An 18,618-nucleotide genomic window follows, 5' to 3' on the forward strand; every position below is an offset into this window, starting at 1 on the left:
TTCCTTTGCCATGATCGGGCGCAGTGGCTGGCCGCGCGGGCCGGCAGGCGAGGGGAGGCAGTTCATGCGCATGCCGGGTGGCGATCAGGCCAATCCTGATTTCGAGACGCGGGTGCGCGAAAGCTTTGCCCGCCAGAACGCGATGGAAACCATCGGCGCGGAACTGACACGCGTGTCGCCGGGCGTCATTGAGATCGAGATGCCCTTCTCCGATCACCTCACCCAGCAGCATGGCTTCCTGCATGCTGGCGTCATCTCAACGGCACTGGATTCGGCCTGCGGCTACGCGGCCTATTCCATGATGCCGGCGGATGCCGCGATCCTGACGATCGAGTTCAAGCTCAACCTCCTGTCGCCGGGACGCGGCGAACGCTTCCTTTTCCGCGGCGAGGTCACCAAGCCGGGCCGCACGATCATGGTCACCGATGGCCGCGCCTATGCCTTCGACGATGAAGGCGAGGTCCGCCTCATCGCCACCATGACCGGAACGATGATGACCGTGCGAGGCCGCGAAGGCCTGGCCGGCTGAGCGGACGGAACGAGGGCAGGGACATGCCGCATCGCTTGCTGAAGCCCGTCGCCGGAAAGCACGTCCTCTACGTGATGGCCGCCGAGCCGGAATACGGTCCGCACCTCCAGGCGCGTTTCACACCGCTCGTCACCGGGGTCGGTCCGGTGGAGGCCGGGGTTCGCATGGGCCAGGCGCTGGCCCGGCTGGAGGCGCGCGACGCCCTGCCGGACCTTGTCGTCTGTCTCGGGTCGGCCGGTTCCGCGAGGCTGGAACAGACCGAAGTCTACCAGGCATCCTCGGTGTCCTACCGCGACATGGATGCCTCGCCGCTGGGTTTCGAAAAAGGCCATACGCCCTTTCTCGACCTTCCGCCGGTGCTGCCGCTGCCGCATCACGTGGCCGGCCTGCCCGGTGCCCGCTTGTCGACGGGTGCCAACATCGTCTCCGGCGCGGCCTATGACGCCATCGATGCCGACATGGTGGACATGGAGACCTTCGCCGTCCTGCGCGCCTGCATGGGCTATGGCGTCCCCATGGTCGGACTGCGCGGCATATCCGACGGCGCGGCGGAACTGAAGCACGTCGACGACTGGACGCAGTACCTCCATGTCATCGACGCGAAACTGGGTGACGCGGTGGACCGGCTGGAGCAGGCACTGGCCAGCGGCCTGCTGGACTGACCGCCCTGCAACCGGCCACGATCCGGACGGGTGGTTCAAGGACATGAATCATTGGGTGAGGCCATTGACCAGCTGCATGAAGTCGTGGCCAATCCGCTTGCGGATGACGATCTAAAAGTTTGATTTGACGAGCGAAACAAACCCTGGGACTCCCGCCGGAACCGGTCGTCGGAGGGGGTGATCCGCCGACGGGGCGTAATGCCGTTGCGCTGCACCAAGAATCCCATTAAAGCCTTGCCATGACACAGACAGCGCACCCCGACACCATTCTCATCATCGACTTCGGCTCCCAGGTCACGCAGCTGATTGCCCGGCGCGTGCGCGAGGCCGGCGTCTACTGCGAAATCGTGCCCTTCCAGTCGGCCGAGGCCGGCTTCGAGCGGCTGAAGCCGAAGGCGGTCATCCTCTCCGGCGGCCCGGCGTCCACCACCGAGACGGGAAGCCCGCGCGCCCCGCAGATCGTCTTCGAGTCCGGCCTGCCGGTACTCGGCATCTGTTACGGTCAGCAGACCATGTGCGAGCAGCTCGGCGGCAAGGTGGAAGGCGGCCACCACCGCGAGTTCGGCCGCGCCTACCTGGAAGTCCAGAAGCCCTGCGCGCTGTACGAGGGCGTCTGGGACCTCGGGTCCCGCCATCAGGTCTGGATGAGCCACGGCGACCGGGTGACGGCGCTTCCCGAAGGCTTCGAGGTGGTGGCGACATCGCCCAATGCGCCCTTTGCGGCCATCGCCGATGAGGCGCGCCGCTACTACGCGGTGCAGTTCCACCCGGAAGTGGTGCACACGCCGGACGGGGCGAAGCTGCTGTCGAATTTCGTTCACAAGGTTGCCGGTCTGAAAGGCGACTGGTCGATGGCGGCCTACAAGGACCAGGCCATCGCCGCCATCCGCGACCAGGTGGGCGGCGGCCGGGTGATCTGCGGGCTTTCCGGTGGCGTTGACTCCTCCGTCGCCGCGCTCCTCATCCACGAGGCGATCGGCGATCAGCTCACCTGCATCCTCGTCGACCATGGCCTGATGCGCAAGAACGAGGCGGCCGAAGTGGTGGCCATGTTCAAGGAGCACTACAACATCCCGCTCGTCCACGTGGATGCCTCCGAGACCTTCATTTCCGAGCTGGAAGGCGAAGCCGATCCGGAGAAGAAGCGCAAGACGATCGGCCGGCTCTTCATCGACGTGTTCGAGGCCGAGGCGAAGAAGCTCGGCGGTGCCGACTTCCTGGCCCAGGGTACGCTCTACCCGGACGTGATCGAGAGCGTGTCGTTCACCGGCGGCCCGTCGGTGACGATCAAGAGCCATCACAACGTCGGCGGCCTGCCGGAACGCATGAACATGAAACTGGTCGAGCCGCTGCGCGAACTCTTCAAGGACGAGGTACGCAAGCTCGGACATGAACTGGGCCTGCCGGACAGCTTCATCGGCCGCCATCCCTTTCCGGGGCCGGGCCTGGCCATCCGCTGCCCCGGCGGCGTGACGCGCGAGAAGTTGCGCATCCTGCAGGAGGCCGATGCGATCTATCTCGACGAGATCCGCAAGGCCGGCCTCTACGATGCCATCTGGCAGGCCTTCGCCGTTCTGCTCCCGGTGCAGACCGTGGGTGTCATGGGCGATGGCCGCACCTATGAATTCGTCTGTGCGCTGCGCGCCGTGACATCGGTCGACGGGATGACCGCGGATTTCTATCACTACGACATGGAATTCCTCGGCCGCGCGGCCACCCGCATCATCAACGAGGTTCGCGGCATCAACCGCGTCGTCTACGACGTGACCTCCAAGCCCCCCGGCACGATTGAGTGGGAGTGAGGAGCGTTCGGCGCGAAGCGGCGATCAATCGTGAACGATTTCACGATTGAAGCGACGAACGCGCGGAGCCATAGCGGAGCGCAGCGGGGGGCGGCGCGAAGCGGCGATCAATCGTGAACGATTTCACGATTGAAGCGACGAACGCGCGGAGCCATAGCGGAGCGCAGCGGGCGGTTCGGCGCGAAGCGACGTAAAATTCGGCCCGCCGGCCCCGGCAGACCTCAGCCCCGATCGCCCAGGTGCGCCATCACCCGCTCCGCGATCAGCGAGGATACGCGGACATTCGATTCTTCCGTGACGCCGGCGATGTGCGGTGTCAGCACGAGGTTGGGGAGCCCGGCGAAGCTCTTGGCGGCTTCCGTGGTGAGCGGCTCGGTCTCGAAGACGTCGAGCGCCCCCCCGCCGATCCGCCCGTGCCTCAAGGCGTCGGCCAGCGCGGCCTCGTCCACCACGCCGCCCCGCGCTGCATTGACCAGGATGGCGTCCTTGCGCATGCGGCCGAGCGCCGCCGCGTCGATCAGGTGCCGCGTCTGGCTTGTCAGCGGAACATGCAGGCTGATGACATCGCTTTGCGCCAGCAGGTCATCGAGCGGCAGGAGCCGCGTGCCGCCAAGGCCGGGATCACCGGCGGACACGAAGGGGTCGTGGGCAACGATCTCCATGCCGAGTGACCGGGCAAGGCGGGCCGTGTCACGGGCAATGGCGCCATGACCGACAAGGCCGAGCGTCTTTCCAGCCACCTCGCGGCCCGCGCAGTCCTGGCGCGGCCATTGCCCCGCCAGCATGGCGGCATTGGAGAACCAGGCACGACGCAGCAGCGTCATGGCCGCCGTGATGACGTATTCCGCCACGCTCAGGTTGTTGGCGCCGGTCGCCGGGTAGACGGCGATCCCGCGGCGTTCGCAGGCCGCCATGTCGATGTTGTCGAGCCCGACGCCCAGCCGGCCGACGCAGGCGAGGTCGGGCGCCGCCGCCAGCAGCGCGTCGGTCACCTGCGTCCGGTTGCGCACGATCAGGGCCTTCACGCCCGCCATCAGGCCCGGGATGTCGCCCTGCCGGTCGGCCAGGCCCGGGTCGTAGACGGTCTCGTGCCGCGCCCGCAGCATTGCCACCGCCGCCTCGTCCATGAATTCGGTGATCAGGATCATGCCCCGTGCTCCTTGCGGAAAACGAATTGCGTATGCTGGCGATAGGTCTCTCCCGGGCGCAGCACCGCCTGCGGGAAGGCCGGATGGTTGATGGCATCCGGCCAGACCTGCGGTTCCAGCGCCATGCCGGCGTGGGCGCCCATGCGGCGGCCGTCGAGCCCCGGTACGGGCACGTCGAGCGGCCCGCCGTCGTAGACCTGCAGGCCGGGTTCGGTCGTCAGGATGTCCATCGAGATGCCGGAGGCCGGGGCGCTGAGCGTCGCCACCCGGGTGAGTTCCCGGCGCCGGTCGGACAGGCAGAAATTGTGGTCGATCGACCGGGCCGCGCAGACCTCGCGCAGGCGCCGCGGCCGGCGGAGATCGAAGGCGTCGCCCTCCACCGGCGTGACCTCGCCGGTCGGGATCAGTTCGCCGTCGACCGGCAGGTAGTGGTCCGCCGCGACCTGCAGGTCATGGTCCAGGATCGTGTCGGAGCCGTCGAGGTTGAAATAGCTGTGGTGGGCGAGGTTGCACAGCGTCGGTGCGTCGCTTTGCGCCTCCAGCCGGATGTCGAGCACGCCGTCGCCCGGCAGAGACAGGACCTGCCGGATGGTCATCGCGCCGGGATAGCCCATCTCGCCATCGGCCAGCGCGATCGACAGCGTCACCCGGTCCGCCTGCGCGTCCTCCAGTGTCCAGACACGCTTGCCGATATTGCCGCTGCCGCCATGAAGGTGATGCTTGCCAAGGAAGTTGCAGTCGAGCTGGTAGTCCCGCCCGTCCAGCGCGAAGCGCCCGTCGCGGATACGGTTGGCGCAACGTCCGGCGGTCGCGCCGAAGAAGCGTGAATGGGCCAGGTAGTCTGCAAGCGTCTCGAACCCCAGAACCAGCGGTGGCTGGTGGCCGGCAAGCCGCAGGTCCTGCAGCACGGCGCCGTAGGTCAGGACGGTTGCGGCCAGCCCGCCGCCGGCGATGCGTACCGCCTCCACGACGCTGCCATCGGCCAGGGTGCCGAAGCGGTGATAGTTGCTCATGGCTGGAAACTCCGCAGGTCGACGGCCTGTCCGCTTCGCGCCGACTGCTCCGCCGCCGCGCCGACGAGAACCGACCAAAGCCCGTCCTCAGCCGTGACTTCCGGCTGTCCCTGCCCGGTGCGGACGAGGTCGAGAAAACGCTGGTGCTGGTAGAAAGTCGATCCGTGGTGGTCGCCGGCGCCGAGGATGGTCTCGTCGACCTCGATATCCTCCGCGGTTTCCACCTTGCTCGCCCGGTCCGACAGCACGATGCGCGATTTCCGCTCCCGGCCGTCCGGCGCGAAGCGGGCAGGGCCGGGCACGCAGGCGTCGATGCGCGCCTTCGGACCGGTGACCGAGACCACTTCCTGCCAGTAGGAGCCCTCGGCGAACATGCACAGGTCGAGCATGCCGCGTGCGCCGTTCTCGAAATCGACCACCACGAACGCGTTGTCGATGATGTCGGGCACGGCCCCGCCATAGCGTTCGTCGCGGTGGTTCACGTCCATGGCGCCGGAAGCGTAGACCCGGACCGGATCGCTCTTCAGTACCAGCCGCATCAGATCCCAGAAATGGCAGCATTTCTCGACCAGCGTTCCGCCCGTCCGGCTGGAGAAGCGGTTCCAGTCGCCAACCTTGACGAGGAAGGGAAAGCGGTGCTCGCGGATCGCCATCATCACCGGCTGTCCGGCGGTGCCGCCCTCCACTTCCCGGAGCAGACGCTGCATCGGCGGCATGTAGCGGTATTCCATGGCGACCCAGAGCGGCGCGCTTCGTCCGGCCTGACGGCTGACGATGTCGCGGCAATCCGCTACCGTGGTGCACATCGGCTTCTCGCAAAGTACCGGCTTGTTGGACGGCAGCACGTCGAGCAGCGCCGCGTGATGCGCGTCGTTCGGCGAGCAGATGACATAGGCGTCGCAGATGTCGGCCGTGATGAGGTCGCGATAGTCCTCGAAGACCCGGGCCGTCCCCCCCTGGGTGGCGAGCGACGACGCCCGCATGCCGGCATCCGGGTCGGCGATGCCGCTGACCGTGGCGCCGTCGAGAAGCGCCAGGTTGCGCAGGTGCTCCTGCCCCATCATGCCCGCACCGATGAAACCGTAACGCACCATGGTCAGATCTCCAGGACCGGGATAGCAAGCGCCGCCGCGACGCTCTTCAGCGCGGCGCGATGGTCGCCATAGGCCAGCGCCATGTGGTGTTCAAGGCCCGAAGCGATGATCGCGCCGAGCGCCGCGCTCGCGCCGCTGTCGAAGCGCAGCGTGCCCGAGGTGCCGGTGAAGGCCATCGGCCGCTCCAGCATCTCCGCGCCCGCCAGGATCATCTGCGTCCGCCCGAAGGCCTGCGAGACGCGCGCCAGTGTCACCCGCCCGGGCTTGAGCGCGAACTGGTAGAGCAGCGGCATCTTGCGGTTGGTGTGGATCGTCGCCTCGGCGCGCGCTCCCTCGGCCAGCATCGAGATCGGTGCCTGCCCGCAGTGCCAGACAACGGCGCTGTCGTCGGCCGTGTCGACGTCGACGAGATCGGTCAGGAAGACCGGCGCATCGGCCGCCTCCTGCAGGATCATCTGCGTCAGTGCGCCATAGACATCCGCTTCGCAGGCGCATGGCAGCCGTGCCTCGCCCATCATCGACACGGGCCCGCAGACCGCACCGCCATATTCGGTGAACGTCTCCGGCCAGCAACGGATGGCAAAGGCGTCGTACCGGCCGGCCTCGCCGATCTCGGACAGCGCGGCCTTGAGCCGCAGCGACCGGTCCAGCTCCGCCTGGTCCACCGTGTCGAGGCCGTCGAGCTGGTCGTCCGCGACAGCCCGGATGGCGCTGACCCCGTCGGCCGGAACGCCGCGTGCCGTGTCGAACAGGCGCTCCAGGCCGATCTCGTCCACGGTCACCCCGGCCAGCGCGGCCAGCTTGTCCGGCGCATAGGCACAGGTGTCGAAACCGTCCGGGTGCTGCCCGATCCGCCCGATGCGGCGTCCGCGCACGGCTTCCGCAATGGTCCGGCCCGGCTCGGACGGCGCGGGTACCGTCGCCCCGGACAGGTGCCCGGACGGCCTGCCGCCATCGATGAGGGCCGCAATATCGTCCTCCGCCACCGTCTCCGGGTCCGCGTAGAGCCAGCCGAAGGCGCGTCCGTTGAGACCCAGCGCGTGGCTGGCCAGGTTCAGCCCGCAAAAGGCGTTGAGCCGCAGCCTGCCGCCCAGCCTTGGTTCGGGAACGGCCCAGATGGCGAGGGGGACGTCGAGCGCCCGTGCTGCCTCCACGGTCATCGAGGCGTCGGTGAAGGTCACCTGCAGGATGAGCAGGCTCGAGATGCCGGCCGCGCGGAGCTCCGCGATGGCTTCCCGTGTCTGCCCGGCATCGAACAGCAGGTGGCGCGGGCCGGTGAAAGCCTGCCCCGTCGCGTCGAGGCGTGCCAGCATGGCGGCCAGTTTCTCATTGGCGAAGTCGACGTCGAACGTCGGACGGCCGAGCGGCAGAAGACCGATGGTCACGGCTCAGGCCCCCATCGGTTCGTACTGGTGCCGGAACGAGGCGTCGTCCGGCGCAAACTGTGCGCCTGACGGACCGTAGCAGGGGTGGCTGCGCCAGTCGCGCGCCGAAGCATCGGCGAGGGCGGAGATCTCCTTCATGTAGTCGACCGATCCGGTCTCCAGATCGGCGGTGATCGCGGCCCAGTCCGGGTAGTGGTTGAAGGCGTCGAGCCAGATGGCGCGCCCGGCCAGGAAGCCCGATGCCCCGGCCTTGAAGGCATGGGCCAGCACGTTGCGGAATTCCGCCTTGCCCGCGCCTGCCGACAGCATCACCCACGGCCGTCCGGCCAGCCGGCCCATCTCGTCGAACAGCGCCTGCACCTCGGCCGAACCGTCGGCCTCCGCCGCGTTCACCGGGCTTTCCAGCTTGAAGACGTCGATGCCGAAGTCCGGATGGGCGAAAGCCTCGACCGAAGCGAGCACGTGATCGGCCTTCTTGGACGCCATCTCGACGTATTCGGTCGTGTGATGGGTGTCCGACGGCAGGGGATAGACCAGCAGTTCGAACAGGAAGGGAATGTCGAAACGGGCGCAATCCTCGCCAATCCGCTTGACATAGTCCTTCTGCGCCTCGCAGACGTCCGGCGCGGCGTCGGGCCGGTACCAGGCCAGCACCTTGACCGCGTCTCCGCCCATGCGCTTGATCTTGTCCACCGACCAGTCGTCGATGCTGGCCGAAAGCCGCCCGCCCGGCGTCTCGCGGAACAGCGAATCCTCCAGCGTCACGATCAGCCCCTTGTCAGGCGACAGGCAGTCGATCCCGTGCGGAACCGCATAATGCGGATCGAGCAGCATGGCCGTGCTGTCGGCCTGCAACTTTTCCACCAGCAGCCGCTTGAAGCGGGCGACCTCGCCCCAGGGCGCCTCGTCGACACCCAGATGGGCGGCAATCGGCTGCTTGATGGGCGGGCGCTGGTCCACGGCGGTCATCTTGAAGAGGCCGTTGGCATCGGCCATGCGGCGCATGCCCCACAGCTTGCCGGGTGTCAGTTGCATCGCTGGTTCTCCTTCAGGAAGGTCTCGGTTGCCGCGCGGTCCGGGCAACCCTTTCGTCCGCCGAAGGCAAGGCATTTGAGCGTTGCCGTGGCGTTGGCATGGATGATGGCCTGGTGCTCTTGGGCACCCTCAGCCAGCAGCAAGGCAAAGGCGCCGTGCCAGATGTCGCCGGCGCCGAGCGTGTCGACCGGCTGGATGGCGAAGGCCGGCACGTGGGCGAGCGTGTCCCCGTCGAGGTACAGCACGCCCCGGGCGCCATCGGTGACGCATACCCAGGCGTCCGTTTCGCCGCGGGCAAGCCGCAGCGCGTCGGCCGGCGCCGCGCCGGGCGCCAGGTCGGCCAGGCCCTGCATGGAAAAGGCGATGTGGCTTGCGTCGGCGAGGTTGTCCGGTGTCACCGGCGCCTCGGCATCCACGATCCCCGGAATGCCGGCGGCCCTTGCCAGGCCGAGCACCTTGCGCGTCAGGGCCGGCCAGCGGTTGTCGGTCAGCACCGCCTGGGCATCCCGCGTATCGGTCAGCCAGTCGACCGATTCGGTCAGGCCGCGGCCACGGAAATTCATGATCTGGCGTTCGCCCGCGCCATCGACATAGATCGAGGAAAAGGACGACATGCCGCCCGGCGCCCGGCGGACGAGATGCGTGTCCACCCCTTCCGCTGCGAGGTCGGCCAGGATCAGGTCGCCGACCGGGTCGTCGCCGAGCCGGGCAGCCAGCAGCGCCTCGCCGCCCTGGCGGGCAATGGCCACGGCGGCATTGGCCGCGCAGCCGCCGCCCGCCACCCCGGCATCCCGGGCCCGGTACTTTTCCGCCCCGGTCGGCATCTCGTCGACCTGGAAGATGAAATCGGCAACGGCCATGCCGGCCACGAGAACCCGGCCCATCAGTCCACCCCCAGTCCGCTGGGAACGCGCGCGGGTTTGCCCAGCCGCCCCTTGACCGAGGCGGTTCCCGTCAGCGACTCGAGGAATGCCACCAGGCTTTCGATCTCGTCCTCGCCTAGCCGCATCGGCCGGATATCGATGCGCGAAGCCAGCCGGTCCCGTTCGCGGCTGTCGGAAAAGGCGATGAAGTCGACAGGCGCCAGCCACGGCACGTCCGGCAGCACCGCTTCTGTTGTCGGCCATTTCCGGAAACAGCCGAGCGGGTCGAGGTGGTGTTCGATCATACCCCGGAGCGTCCGGTAGGCGCCATTGTGCCCGTAGGGCGCGGTCAGGGCCACGTTGCGCAGCGACGGCGTGCGGAAGCGGTAGGCGTCCTCGAGCCGGTCGCTGATGCCCATGCGGCCGACGTCGCGCACGTATGGGTCGTGGCGTCGCGTCCGCCCCGGACCGAAATGGGGCAGGGCAAGGGCGTGGAAATCCTGGTCGGTGAAGAGCTTGCCGGAGTGGCAGGCGGCGCAGTCCGCCTTGCCGAAGAACAGCCGCAGCCCGGCCTGCTGGCGAGCGTCGAGCGCCTTTTCGTCACCCGCCAGCCAGCGGTCGAAGGGGCTGTCGTAGGACATCCATTCGAAGCCTTCGAAGGCCGCGATGGCATTGGCAATGTGGACGATCGTCACGTCCGATGGGGTCGAGACGTCGTCGAAGGCCTCCACGAAGAGCTTGCCGTATTCGGGAATGACGCGCACCCGCTTGGCCAGGATCGGCCAGACATTGTCGATCCGGTCATAGGCCGCGCCGGCGACCTGGTTTTCCTTCGGATCGCCCGCCATCTCGAACTGCGCGGCGAGCGGGAACAGGGCCTGCGCGGCAAGCACGGAATCGAGGCCCCGGGGCAGCCATTCCTCGGCCGGCGTGTTGAACCCGTTGCCGTACAGATCGGAGACGCTCACCCGCCCGTCATGGAACATCACGTTGACCGACCGGGCGCCGAGGTTCCACAGGCCGGGGGCGTTGCGCGGGATGCGCTTGCGGATGCGGCTGTCGCCCGTACCCGGCGTCCGCTCCGGGCCGACGCCGGCGCCGCCTTCGCCGATGCCGAGCGACAGCCCGTCACCGGTTCCGAACGCCGTGCTGTGGCAGGTGCCGCAGGAGATGTTGCGGTTGCCCGACAGGATCGGGTCGTAGAAAAGCAGTTGGCCGAGCCTTGCTTTCAGCAGGTCAAATCGGGGAAAGTCCTCCGGGCCGAGGGGCGCTGGCAGCGACGCGTTCCCGGCAAACGCGAGATGCAGCGGCGCGACGACCGAGAGAACGGCCAGGGGGAAACGGAAACCATGCGCGGGACGGTGTTGACGATGGCCCTGGCGATGATGCTGGCGCCGGCGGCGGCGCGGGCGGATATCGAGGCCGCGCGCGACCTGATGGAGCAGAACCGCTTTGCCGAGGCGATGCAGGAACTGCGCCCCGCGGCACGGTCGGGCAATGCCGACGCCGAGGAACTGATCGGCGTCATGTATGCCATGGGCCTCGGCGTCGAGCGCGACGACCGCCGTGCCTTCGAATGGTATCTCCGCGCGGCGATGAAGGGACATGCCGGCGCCCAGTCGGGAATCGGCTGGTACTACGAGACCGGGCGCGGCCTTCCCGCGCCCGACCTGGTGCGCGCCTACACCTGGTATGTACTGTCCGCCATCGGTGGCGACCCCGACGCCGCGATCTCGCAGGAAGAGGTTGTGAAGAAGATGACCAGGGATGAGATCGACGAGGCGCATGTTCTGATCGACGATTATCGCAAGTGGCTCTATCCGTTCCGCTAGCAGGCGGTCCGGAAAAAAAGCGGGGCACGCCGGCGAATGCCGACGCACCCCGCGGGGAGGTTACTTGGTGTCTTCTGCGCGGGCTGCGTTGATTTCCGTTTCCGCCTTGGCGACGGCATCGGTCAGCGCGGTGAAGACCTCGTCGCCACCCTTCACGTTGGCCTTGAACCAGTCGTAGACCGGCGCGGCGGCCTTCTTGAACTCGGCCTTCTCGTCGGGGGTCGGCACGTAGAGATCACCGCCCTCGGCGACGAAGTCCTGGTAGGCCTGGATTGACTTGCGCTTCGGCGATGCGAAGGTCGCCTGCTGCAGCTCCGCGAAACCGTCGACCACGACGCGGCGCAGGTCTTCCGGCATTGCCATGAACTTGTCGTTCGACATCCACCACAGCGCGCCCATGTAGGCATGGCCGTCGAGCGTCAGGTACTTCAGGCCGGCGTCGGGAAACTTCATGCCCATGATGTCGGTGATGCCGTTCTTCGATCCTTCGACGACGCCGGTCTGCAGCGACGTGAACAGTTCCGGCCACGGGATCGGCGTCGGCGAGGCGCCCATTGCCTTGACCAGTTCCTGCGGCAGGTCGGCGACGACGGTGCGGATCTTCAGGCCCTTGAGGTCTTCCGGCTTGCTGACGCGGCGCTTGGTGTTGGCGAAATTGCGCCAGCCGCCCGTGTTGCCGATGGTCATCAGGCGGATCTTGTTGTCCGAATCGGCCAGCGCCATCGCCCGGAGCTTGCGCACGAAATCGCCGGACAGCACGTCTTCGGCGATCCGGTCATCGGCCATCAGGTAGGGAAGGTCGAGCACCTGCACGTAGGGGAAGATGCCGGCCGCGCCGCCCGAGGTGGAGATGTAGACATCGATGGAGCCGTCGGCGACGCCCTGAAGGCACTCCGCGCCCTTCGAGCACAGCTGCGTGCCGATGAACAGTTCGACCGCGATCTTGCCGTTCGAAGCCGATTCGACATAGTTCTTGAACACCACGAGGCCGTCGTAGTCCTCGTCGTTCTCGTTGGAATTCGCGGTCGCCCGGATAGTGTAGTCGGCGGCTGCCGCTGCCAGCGGTGCACTCACCAGCATGGCTGCTGCCAGCAGCGATTTCATGGCGGTCTTGAGCATGGTTTCCTCCTTCGTTTTTCCTCTGGATTGTCTTACTTGATGAAGCCGGCCAGCGTCGGCACGGTCATGGAGATGGCCGGGAAATAGGTGATCAGGAAGATCACCAGCACTTCCACGGCGAGGAAGGGCAGGATGGCGCGCGAGATCGTCTCCACCTTCTCGCCGGAGACCGACGAGGCGACGAATAGCACCAGTCCCATGGGTGGCGTGGCCAGCCCGACGGTCAGGTTCACCGACATGATGATGGCGAAATGCACCGGGTGAACGCCGATCTGGATGAAGATCGGCGCCAGGATCGGGCCGAGGATGATGATCGCCGGCCCGGCATCCAGGAACATCCCGACGATGAACAGCAGCAGGTTGATCAGGAACAGCAGGACCAGCGGATCATCGCTGAGCGCGAGGATGGACGAGGCCAGGTGCTCCGGCGCATGGCTGAGGCTGACCACGGTCTTGAAGGCGACGGCCGCGCCCACCAGCAGCAGCACGGTCGAGGCGCCGAGCGCCGACTTGGTCAGGATGCCCGGCAGGTCCGACAGCTTCATCGAGCGCAACACGAAGAACGAGACGATCAGCGCATAGGCGACAGCCGCCGCCGAGGCTTCCGTCGGCGTGAAGACGCCGACGAGGATGCCGCCGAGGATGATGATCGGTGCCTGAAGCGGTGCGACGGCCTTCTTGCAGACGATGCGGAAATCGCGCGACGCGCGGCGCCGTGCCCACAGGAGGATGCCGTGCGCCACGAGCAGGAAGACGGCAAACAGCACCCAGCCGGCAAGCCCGCTGAGGGCGGTCGTGCCCTCGTTGTCGGTCAGCTCGGCCGCGGCCCAGAAGGGCGCCAGGACCGCGTAGAGGCCGTAGAGCAGGCCGGCAATGTTGATGCGCAGCAGGATGAAGGACACCCAGTCTTCCAGGGCGGAAATCTCCTGGTTGCGCTTCACGATGCGCTCGGCCTTGGGCAGGTCGTAGCGGTCGGCCATCAGCCGCACCACCACCATCAGCCCGACGCCCACCAGCAGGCCCGGCACGATGCCGGCCAGGAACAGGGCGGCGACGCTCTCGCCCATGACATAGGCGTAGATGATCATGATGCCCGAGGGCGGGATGATCGGGCCGATCACCGAGCTGGCGGCGGTGACGGCGGCCGCGAATTTCCGCGTGTAGCCGTTGCGCTCCATGGCCGGGATGAGGGTCGAGCCCAGCGCCGAGGTGTCGGCCACGGCCGAGCCGGAAAGCCCGGCGAACAGGATCGACGAGAGGATGTTGACATGCGCCAGTCCGCCTCGCAGGTGCCCCATCAGCGCTTGCGAGAAATCGACCAGGCGGCCGGTGATGCCGCCCCTGTTCATCAGTTCGCCGGCGAGCATGAAGAAGGGCAGGGCCATCAGCGGAAAGCTGTCCATGCCGTTGTAGAGGTTGCGGTAGAGGAGCGCCATGTCGCGCTCCTGTCCGTTGAGCCAGAGCAGCAGGCCGGGCGCGAACATCAATGCGAAGAAGACCGGGAGACCGATCATCAGCAGGACGAGGAAGAGGGGCAGGAACCAGACAAGCATCATTCGGACCCCGCAACGGCGAAATGGAGGGGTTCAGGCTCCGGCAGCGGCCGGTCCGGCTTCATGACGCCGATCACGTGGCGCAGCAGCAGTTCCAGGTTCACCGGGATCATCAGCACCATGCAGGCCAGCAGCGAACCGTACATGTAGCGCAGCTTCACGCGAACGACCTCGAAGCCGATGAGATCGAGCGGCAGCTTGAGCGACGAGGAATCGAAGTTCCCGCCGAAACCCATCGTGTGATCCCAGCCGAACTTGACCGCGACGGCGATCACGCAGAGCGACACCAGCAGGATGGCGGTCACCAGCAGGTGGGACGCCGCGCCCTTCAGCGCGTGCGGCACCATTTCGATGGCGACGAAGCCGCCATGGCGATAGGCGAGCGGCGCGATCAGCCCCGTCATCCAGAGCATCAGGAAGCGCGCGGCCTCGTCGGGCCACGGCAACGCGTTGTTCAGGACGTAGCGGAAGAAAATTTGCGCCAGGATCACGGCGACCATCAGCGCGAGGCTGATCCAGGCCACCGTCCGGCCGATGCGCAGCACCCGGTCGTTGAACGCCACGAGTACCTTCAGCGCGATGATCAATGCGTTGACCATGATCCTCCCCAGGCATGGCTTGCGCGTTTTTATGCGCGTTATTTTCGTTATGGTCTCGCAAACGAAAATCGCTGTCAAGGGAGGGAATGACGAATCGTCAGGCCTGACCGGCTTCCACCAGTTCCACTTCGTGGGTCTGGCAGAGCGCGCGCAGCGCCGGTGCGGCAAACCGGTCGGTCACGAGCGTGTGCACCTTGCCGAGCTGGTCGATGCAGACCGGCGCGGAACGTCCGAACTTGGAACTGTCGGCAGCGAGGATGACGTGCTTGGCGCTGTCGATCATGGCCCGCGTGACGTGGACTTCCGCCAGGTCGAAATCGAGCAAAGTCCCCTTTTCGTCGATCGCCGCGGCACCGATCACCGCGATGTCGGCGCGAAACTGGCGGATGAAATCGACCGAGGATTCACCGAGGATCGTGCCGTCCGACCGCCGCAGAACGCCGCCGGGCACCAGCACTTCAATGCCCGGAAATCCTCGTAAATCATTGGCAATGTTGACATTGTCGATCAGAATCTTGAGCCCGGCATGGTTCTTCATGGCGCTCGCGACGGCCGCGGTCGTCGTGCCGCTGTTGATCATCACCATCGTGCGGTCGGGGATCCGCGCCGCGACAGCCGCGCCGATCGCTTCCTTCTGTTCCGCCGCCACGGTGCGCCGGATGTCGAAGCCGGTGTATTCCACGCCCGCCGGCAGCGACGCGCCGCCGTGAAAGCGCATCACCTCGCCGCTCTCGGCGAGGATCTGCAAGTCCCGGCGGATCGTCTGCGGGGTGGTGGCGAAGGCTTCCGAGAGATCCTCGACGAACACGCGTCCGGCCTGCCGGATCTGGTTGAGAATGGCGATCTGTCGCGGATTGAGGGCCTGGGTCATGGCAATGGAAAAGGTCCGGGTGCGTTTTCGCTTTCATTTTAACAAGCGAAATGAAAATGAAAAGCACCCGGCTTGCCGGGCATGGCAAGCCGCCGGATTTTCAGGCGCCGAAGACGGTGTCAGCGCAGCACGTGGACCGAGCAGGGCGCATGCCGGACGATGCGCGCCGCCGTCGAACCGAGCAGGAAGTCGCGCAGGCCCGGCTTGTGCGAGGCCACCACGATGCAGTCGGCGCCGATCGTCCCGGCATAGTCGGCGAGCGATTGGCCGGCGTGGCCGTCGATCACCACCGGCGTGACGCCCGGATGGCTGGCGAGGCGCTCGCGCAGGCTCTCTTCCATCTGCTCGCGCGCCTTCTTCATGTCCTCTTCCGCGATGTAGAAGCGCACCGATCCCTGCAGCGGCTCGGCGACATGGACGGCCAGGATTTCCGCGTCGTCGTCGCCGAGCGCCCTTGCGGTCCGGAGCGCCCGGTCGGCGATGCCATGTTCGAGCGAAAGTCCGACGATGATCTTCTTGTACATGGTCGCATCCTCTATCCTGTTGTGGTCTGCGGGGCCGGACCCAGCGAGCCGCGCATGCGCAGCTCGACGTCGATCTCGACACGTCGCCTGGCCTGTTCCCCGGCGATGAGCTGCAACAGCAGTTGCGCCGCCGCGGTCCCCATGCGCCGGTGCGGGACGTGGATCGTCGTCAGGGCAGGGGTCACGAAACTGGCGATGTCGATGTCGTCGAAGCCGGTGATCGAGACGTCTTCGGGAACCGCAAGCCCCATGGCCTTGGCACGCTTGATCGCGCCGACGGCCAGCACATCGTTGCCGCAGATGACAGCGGTCGGCCGCGGGCTGTGCTGCATGAGCGCCTCGAAGGCGCGGCTGCCGTCCTCGAAGGAATAGGGGGCCTCGATGACCGGCAGGGCGTCGGCGTCGAGGCCGGCGTCGCGAAGGGCGTTCCTGACACCGCGGACGCGGTCGGCTGCACGGTCGTTCATCGCGGTCACACCGGCGATCATCCCGATCTCGCGATGCCCCATCTCGAGGACCTTGCGGGTGATCCGCGCCGCGGCGTCCGCGTTGTCGAACCCGACGAAGGGGTCGTCGCCAGCCCCCAGGTTCCAGGCCAGGACGAACGGCATCCCGCGCCGCTTCAGCAGGTCGTAGGTCGATGCCGGCCGCGCTGCGCCGATCAGCAGCAATCCGTCCGCGCCCCGGCCGATGAGGGTCTGGATCTGCTGGGCTTCCTGCTCCGGGTCGTAGCCCGAACTGGCCACGAGAAGGGTGACACCGGCGCCCGTCAGCGCTTCCTGGAACGCCTGGATGCCACGCGCGAAAATGGCGTTCTCCATGGTCGGGATCACGGCGCCGACCGTATTGGTCCGCCGCGAGGCGAGCGCCCTGCCGCTGAAATCCGGCGTGTAGCCGAGTTCCTCGACCGCGCGCAGCACCCGCTCGCGGGTCGCCTGCACCACGAGGCCCGGTTCGTTCAGGCAGCGGGACACCGTCGCCGTCGAAACGCCGGCCACGCGGGCAACATCGCTCAGGGTGGGTCTCGGACTGTCTTTCATCTCACCGGGCCAGCGTTTCCACAGGGCAAAGCCTAATGGACAGTTTGTTTCATGTAAACGCTTGCATTTGCCAATGTAAGCGCTTACAAGGCGATTATCACGAATGATTTGGGAGGAAATCATGCGCGGGTTCGATCGCTATGCCATGGCTGGCGCCGTTGGCCTGTTCGCCGTCTTCCTCCTCAACGTCACGCTCGGGGCCGCGCGCTTTGGCGCGTTTCTGAGTGATGTTGGCGAGATGCTCGTGCTTTTCGGGTGCTGCATCTTTTTCGTGATTGCGATCCTTGGTCTCGAGCGCCGGGCGCGCGAGGCGGGCAGGGAAGTTTCCAAACAGGGAGGAGAAACCTGATGAGCGAGAATTCGCGAGACACGCTGGAATCGGCCGAACGGCGCAATTTCCTGAAGCTGAGCGGCATGGGTGCCTTTACGGCGGCCATGGTTGCCGGCGCTGCGGGCACCTTGTGGTCGGAAGAGGCGGCCGCGCAGACGGCCAAGGAAGAGCGGGAGCGGGAGGCTGCCGCCGCGCACACGATGACGATCGCCACGGCCTATGTCCTGGGCGCCTCGCGCAGCTACCCGATCATGCAGCTCGATCTCAAGGAGAACATCCAGAACGCCACCAACGGCAAGGTCTACGTCAAGCTGGCACCGGGCGGCCAGCTCGGTGCCGGTGGCGCCCTGGTGCAGAAGGTGCAGGCGGGAACCATCCAGGGCGCGCAGCATTCGCTGTCGAACTTCGCGCCCTTCGCCAGCGCCGTCGACCTGATCAACCTGCCGTACCTGTGCGGCGCCAATCAGCGCTTCGTCAACCTCGTCAATTCCGACGCCTGGAAGTCCGAGGTCCATCCGAAGGTCGAGGCGGCCGGGTTCAAGGCCCTCTTCTACGTAGTGATCGATCCGCGTGTCGTCGCGGTGCGCAAGGGTGGCAATGCCGTCATCACGCCTGCCGACCTGTCGGGCGTCAAGTTCCGCGTGCCGGGATCGGCCATGCTGCAGCAGTATTACCGCATGGTCGGCGCCAATCCGACGCCGGTGGCCTGGGGCGAAACCCCGTCGGCCATCAAGCAGGGTGTCGCCGATGCGCTCGACCCCTCGGTCGGTGCTCTCTATGTCTTCGGTTTCAAGGACATCCTGAGCCACGTCACCTTCACCCAGGCCGTGCCGGACAGCCAAGTCTACTCGATCAACCTGGAGTGGTTCAACGGACTGCCTGCCGACGTGAAGGAAGGCATCGAGTTCGCTGGCGAGATCACTGCCCAGCAGAACCTCGCCAAGGTTCCGGCCGCGCGCGCCTATGCCATGTCGGAACTCACCAAGGCCGGCGTGGAATTCCACGCGCTCAACGACGACCAGCTTGCACAGTGGAAGGACGCCGGTGGCTACCAGCGGTCCGAGTGGGACAAGTTCAAGGTCGACCTGGCCGGCTCGATGGAGACCTTCGCGAAGCTGGAAGAGGCGGCCGGCACCATGGGCCGCTACTACGTCCACGACGCCTGAGGCGCATCACTCCGCGGGCCGGCCGGCGGCCGGTCCGCATCGTTTCTGAAAC

General features: G+C 66.7%; 19 protein-coding genes. 6 read left to right on the forward strand and 13 right to left on the reverse strand.

Translation table 11 applies throughout. The features are described from left to right. Nucleotides 1–70 precede the first annotated feature (70 nt). The 3 genes from CSC94_RS10660 (at nt 71) to guaA (ending at nt 2,993) form a co-directional block, all read left to right on the forward strand. A complete protein-coding gene (locus CSC94_RS10660; RefSeq protein WP_099306480.1) occupies nt 71–529 on the forward strand; it encodes a PaaI family thioesterase in 459 nt (152 codons plus the stop codon). Nucleotides 530–552: 23 nt separating this feature from the next. Continuing rightward, nucleotides 553–1,191 carry a 5'-methylthioadenosine/S-adenosylhomocysteine nucleosidase gene (locus CSC94_RS10665; protein WP_099306330.1) on the forward strand — a complete coding sequence of 213 codons (639 nt, stop codon included), beginning with the start codon at nt 553–555 and terminating at the stop codon, nt 1,189–1,191. 239 nt (nt 1,192–1,430) lie between these two features. Further along, a complete protein-coding gene (gene guaA, locus CSC94_RS10670) occupies nt 1,431–2,993 on the forward strand; it encodes a glutamine-hydrolyzing GMP synthase (protein WP_099306331.1) in 1,563 nt (520 codons plus the stop codon). 221 nt (nt 2,994–3,214) lie between these two features. Here guaA and CSC94_RS10675 read toward each other — a convergent pair whose 3' ends face one another. The 7 genes from CSC94_RS10675 to CSC94_RS10705 are packed head-to-tail and all read right to left on the reverse strand — an operon-like array spanning nt 3,215 to nt 10,946. Continuing rightward, nucleotides 3,215–4,141 carry a hydroxyacid dehydrogenase gene (locus CSC94_RS10675; protein WP_099306332.1) on the reverse strand — a complete coding sequence of 309 codons (927 nt, stop codon included), beginning with the start codon at nt 4,139–4,141 and terminating at the stop codon, nt 3,215–3,217. Continuing rightward, entirely contained in the window at nt 4,138–5,154 is a 1,017-nt protein-coding gene (locus CSC94_RS10680) for an aldose epimerase family protein (protein ID WP_099306333.1), read from the reverse strand. Before CSC94_RS10680 ends, CSC94_RS10675 begins: the two co-directional genes overlap by 4 nt. After that, nucleotides 5,151–6,248 carry a Gfo/Idh/MocA family protein gene (locus CSC94_RS10685; protein WP_245408319.1) on the reverse strand — a complete coding sequence of 366 codons (1,098 nt, stop codon included), beginning with the start codon at nt 6,246–6,248 and terminating at the stop codon, nt 5,151–5,153. Before CSC94_RS10685 ends, CSC94_RS10680 begins: the two co-directional genes overlap by 4 nt. A 2-nt stretch (nt 6,249–6,250) precedes the next feature. After that, complete coding sequence (locus CSC94_RS10690) at nt 6,251–7,633, reverse strand: L-fucose/L-arabinose isomerase family protein (RefSeq protein ID WP_099306335.1); 1,383 nt, start codon at nt 7,631–7,633, stop codon at nt 6,251–6,253. A gap of 3 nt (nt 7,634–7,636) precedes the next feature. After that, a complete protein-coding gene (locus CSC94_RS10695) occupies nt 7,637–8,668 on the reverse strand; it encodes a tagatose 1,6-diphosphate aldolase (RefSeq protein ID WP_099306336.1) in 1,032 nt (343 codons plus the stop codon). Continuing rightward, on the reverse strand, nt 8,659–9,552 hold the full coding sequence (locus CSC94_RS10700) for a PfkB family carbohydrate kinase (RefSeq protein WP_099306337.1): 894 nt from the start codon (nt 9,550–9,552) through the stop codon (nt 8,659–8,661). Before CSC94_RS10700 ends, CSC94_RS10695 begins: the two co-directional genes overlap by 10 nt. Further along, nucleotides 9,552–10,946 (reverse strand): cytochrome-c peroxidase, encoded by a 1,395-nt coding sequence (locus CSC94_RS10705; protein WP_245408328.1) that lies wholly within the window; start codon nt 10,944–10,946, stop codon nt 9,552–9,554. The genes CSC94_RS10700 and CSC94_RS10705 overlap by 1 nt, the downstream gene beginning before the upstream one ends. On the opposite strand from CSC94_RS10705, the gene CSC94_RS10710 reads away from it, so the two are divergent. Further along, on the forward strand, nt 10,833–11,363 hold the full coding sequence (locus CSC94_RS10710) for a tetratricopeptide repeat protein (RefSeq protein ID WP_245408320.1): 531 nt from the start codon (nt 10,833–10,835) through the stop codon (nt 11,361–11,363). The genes CSC94_RS10705 and CSC94_RS10710 overlap by 114 nt on opposite strands. Nucleotides 11,364–11,423: 60 nt before the next feature. Here CSC94_RS10710 and CSC94_RS10715 read toward each other — a convergent pair whose 3' ends face one another. From CSC94_RS10715 to CSC94_RS10740, 6 genes are all read right to left on the reverse strand, one after another. Then, nucleotides 11,424–12,482: a TRAP transporter substrate-binding protein gene (locus CSC94_RS10715; protein WP_099306338.1), complete on the reverse strand. Its 1,059-nt coding sequence runs from the start codon at nt 12,480–12,482 to the stop codon at nt 11,424–11,426. 32 nt (nt 12,483–12,514) lie between these two features. Then, on the reverse strand, nt 12,515–14,035 hold the full coding sequence (locus CSC94_RS25030) for a TRAP transporter large permease (RefSeq protein ID WP_099306483.1): 1,521 nt from the start codon (nt 14,033–14,035) through the stop codon (nt 12,515–12,517). After that, nucleotides 14,035–14,634 (reverse strand): TRAP transporter small permease, encoded by a 600-nt coding sequence (locus CSC94_RS10725; RefSeq protein ID WP_099306339.1) that lies wholly within the window; start codon nt 14,632–14,634, stop codon nt 14,035–14,037. Before CSC94_RS10725 ends, CSC94_RS25030 begins: the two co-directional genes overlap by 1 nt. 97 nt (nt 14,635–14,731) lie before the next feature. Continuing rightward, a complete protein-coding gene (locus tag CSC94_RS10730) occupies nt 14,732–15,505 on the reverse strand; it encodes a DeoR/GlpR family DNA-binding transcription regulator (protein ID WP_099306340.1) in 774 nt (257 codons plus the stop codon). Nucleotides 15,506–15,624: 119 nt separating this feature from the next. Beyond that, nucleotides 15,625–16,029, reverse strand: a complete 405-nt coding sequence (locus CSC94_RS10735; protein WP_099306341.1) for a universal stress protein — start codon at nt 16,027–16,029, stop codon at nt 15,625–15,627. 11 nt (nt 16,030–16,040) lie between these two features. Then, nucleotides 16,041–17,069, reverse strand: a complete 1,029-nt coding sequence (locus CSC94_RS10740; RefSeq protein ID WP_099306342.1) for a LacI family DNA-binding transcriptional regulator — start codon at nt 17,067–17,069, stop codon at nt 16,041–16,043. A gap of 121 nt (nt 17,070–17,190) precedes the next feature. Between CSC94_RS10740 and CSC94_RS10745 the strand changes: the two genes are divergently transcribed. After that, a complete protein-coding gene (locus CSC94_RS10745) occupies nt 17,191–17,418 on the forward strand; it encodes a hypothetical protein (protein ID WP_205853281.1) in 228 nt (75 codons plus the stop codon). After that, nucleotides 17,418–18,566 carry a TRAP transporter substrate-binding protein gene (locus tag CSC94_RS10750; protein WP_099306343.1) on the forward strand — a complete coding sequence of 383 codons (1,149 nt, stop codon included), beginning with the start codon at nt 17,418–17,420 and terminating at the stop codon, nt 18,564–18,566. The genes CSC94_RS10745 and CSC94_RS10750 overlap by 1 nt, the downstream gene beginning before the upstream one ends. The last annotated feature ends 52 nt before the right edge of the window (nt 18,567–18,618 follow it).

The sequence above is a fragment of the Zhengella mangrovi genome (assembly GCF_002727065.1).
Lineage (GTDB): Bacteria > Pseudomonadota > Alphaproteobacteria > Rhizobiales > Rhizobiaceae > Zhengella > Zhengella mangrovi.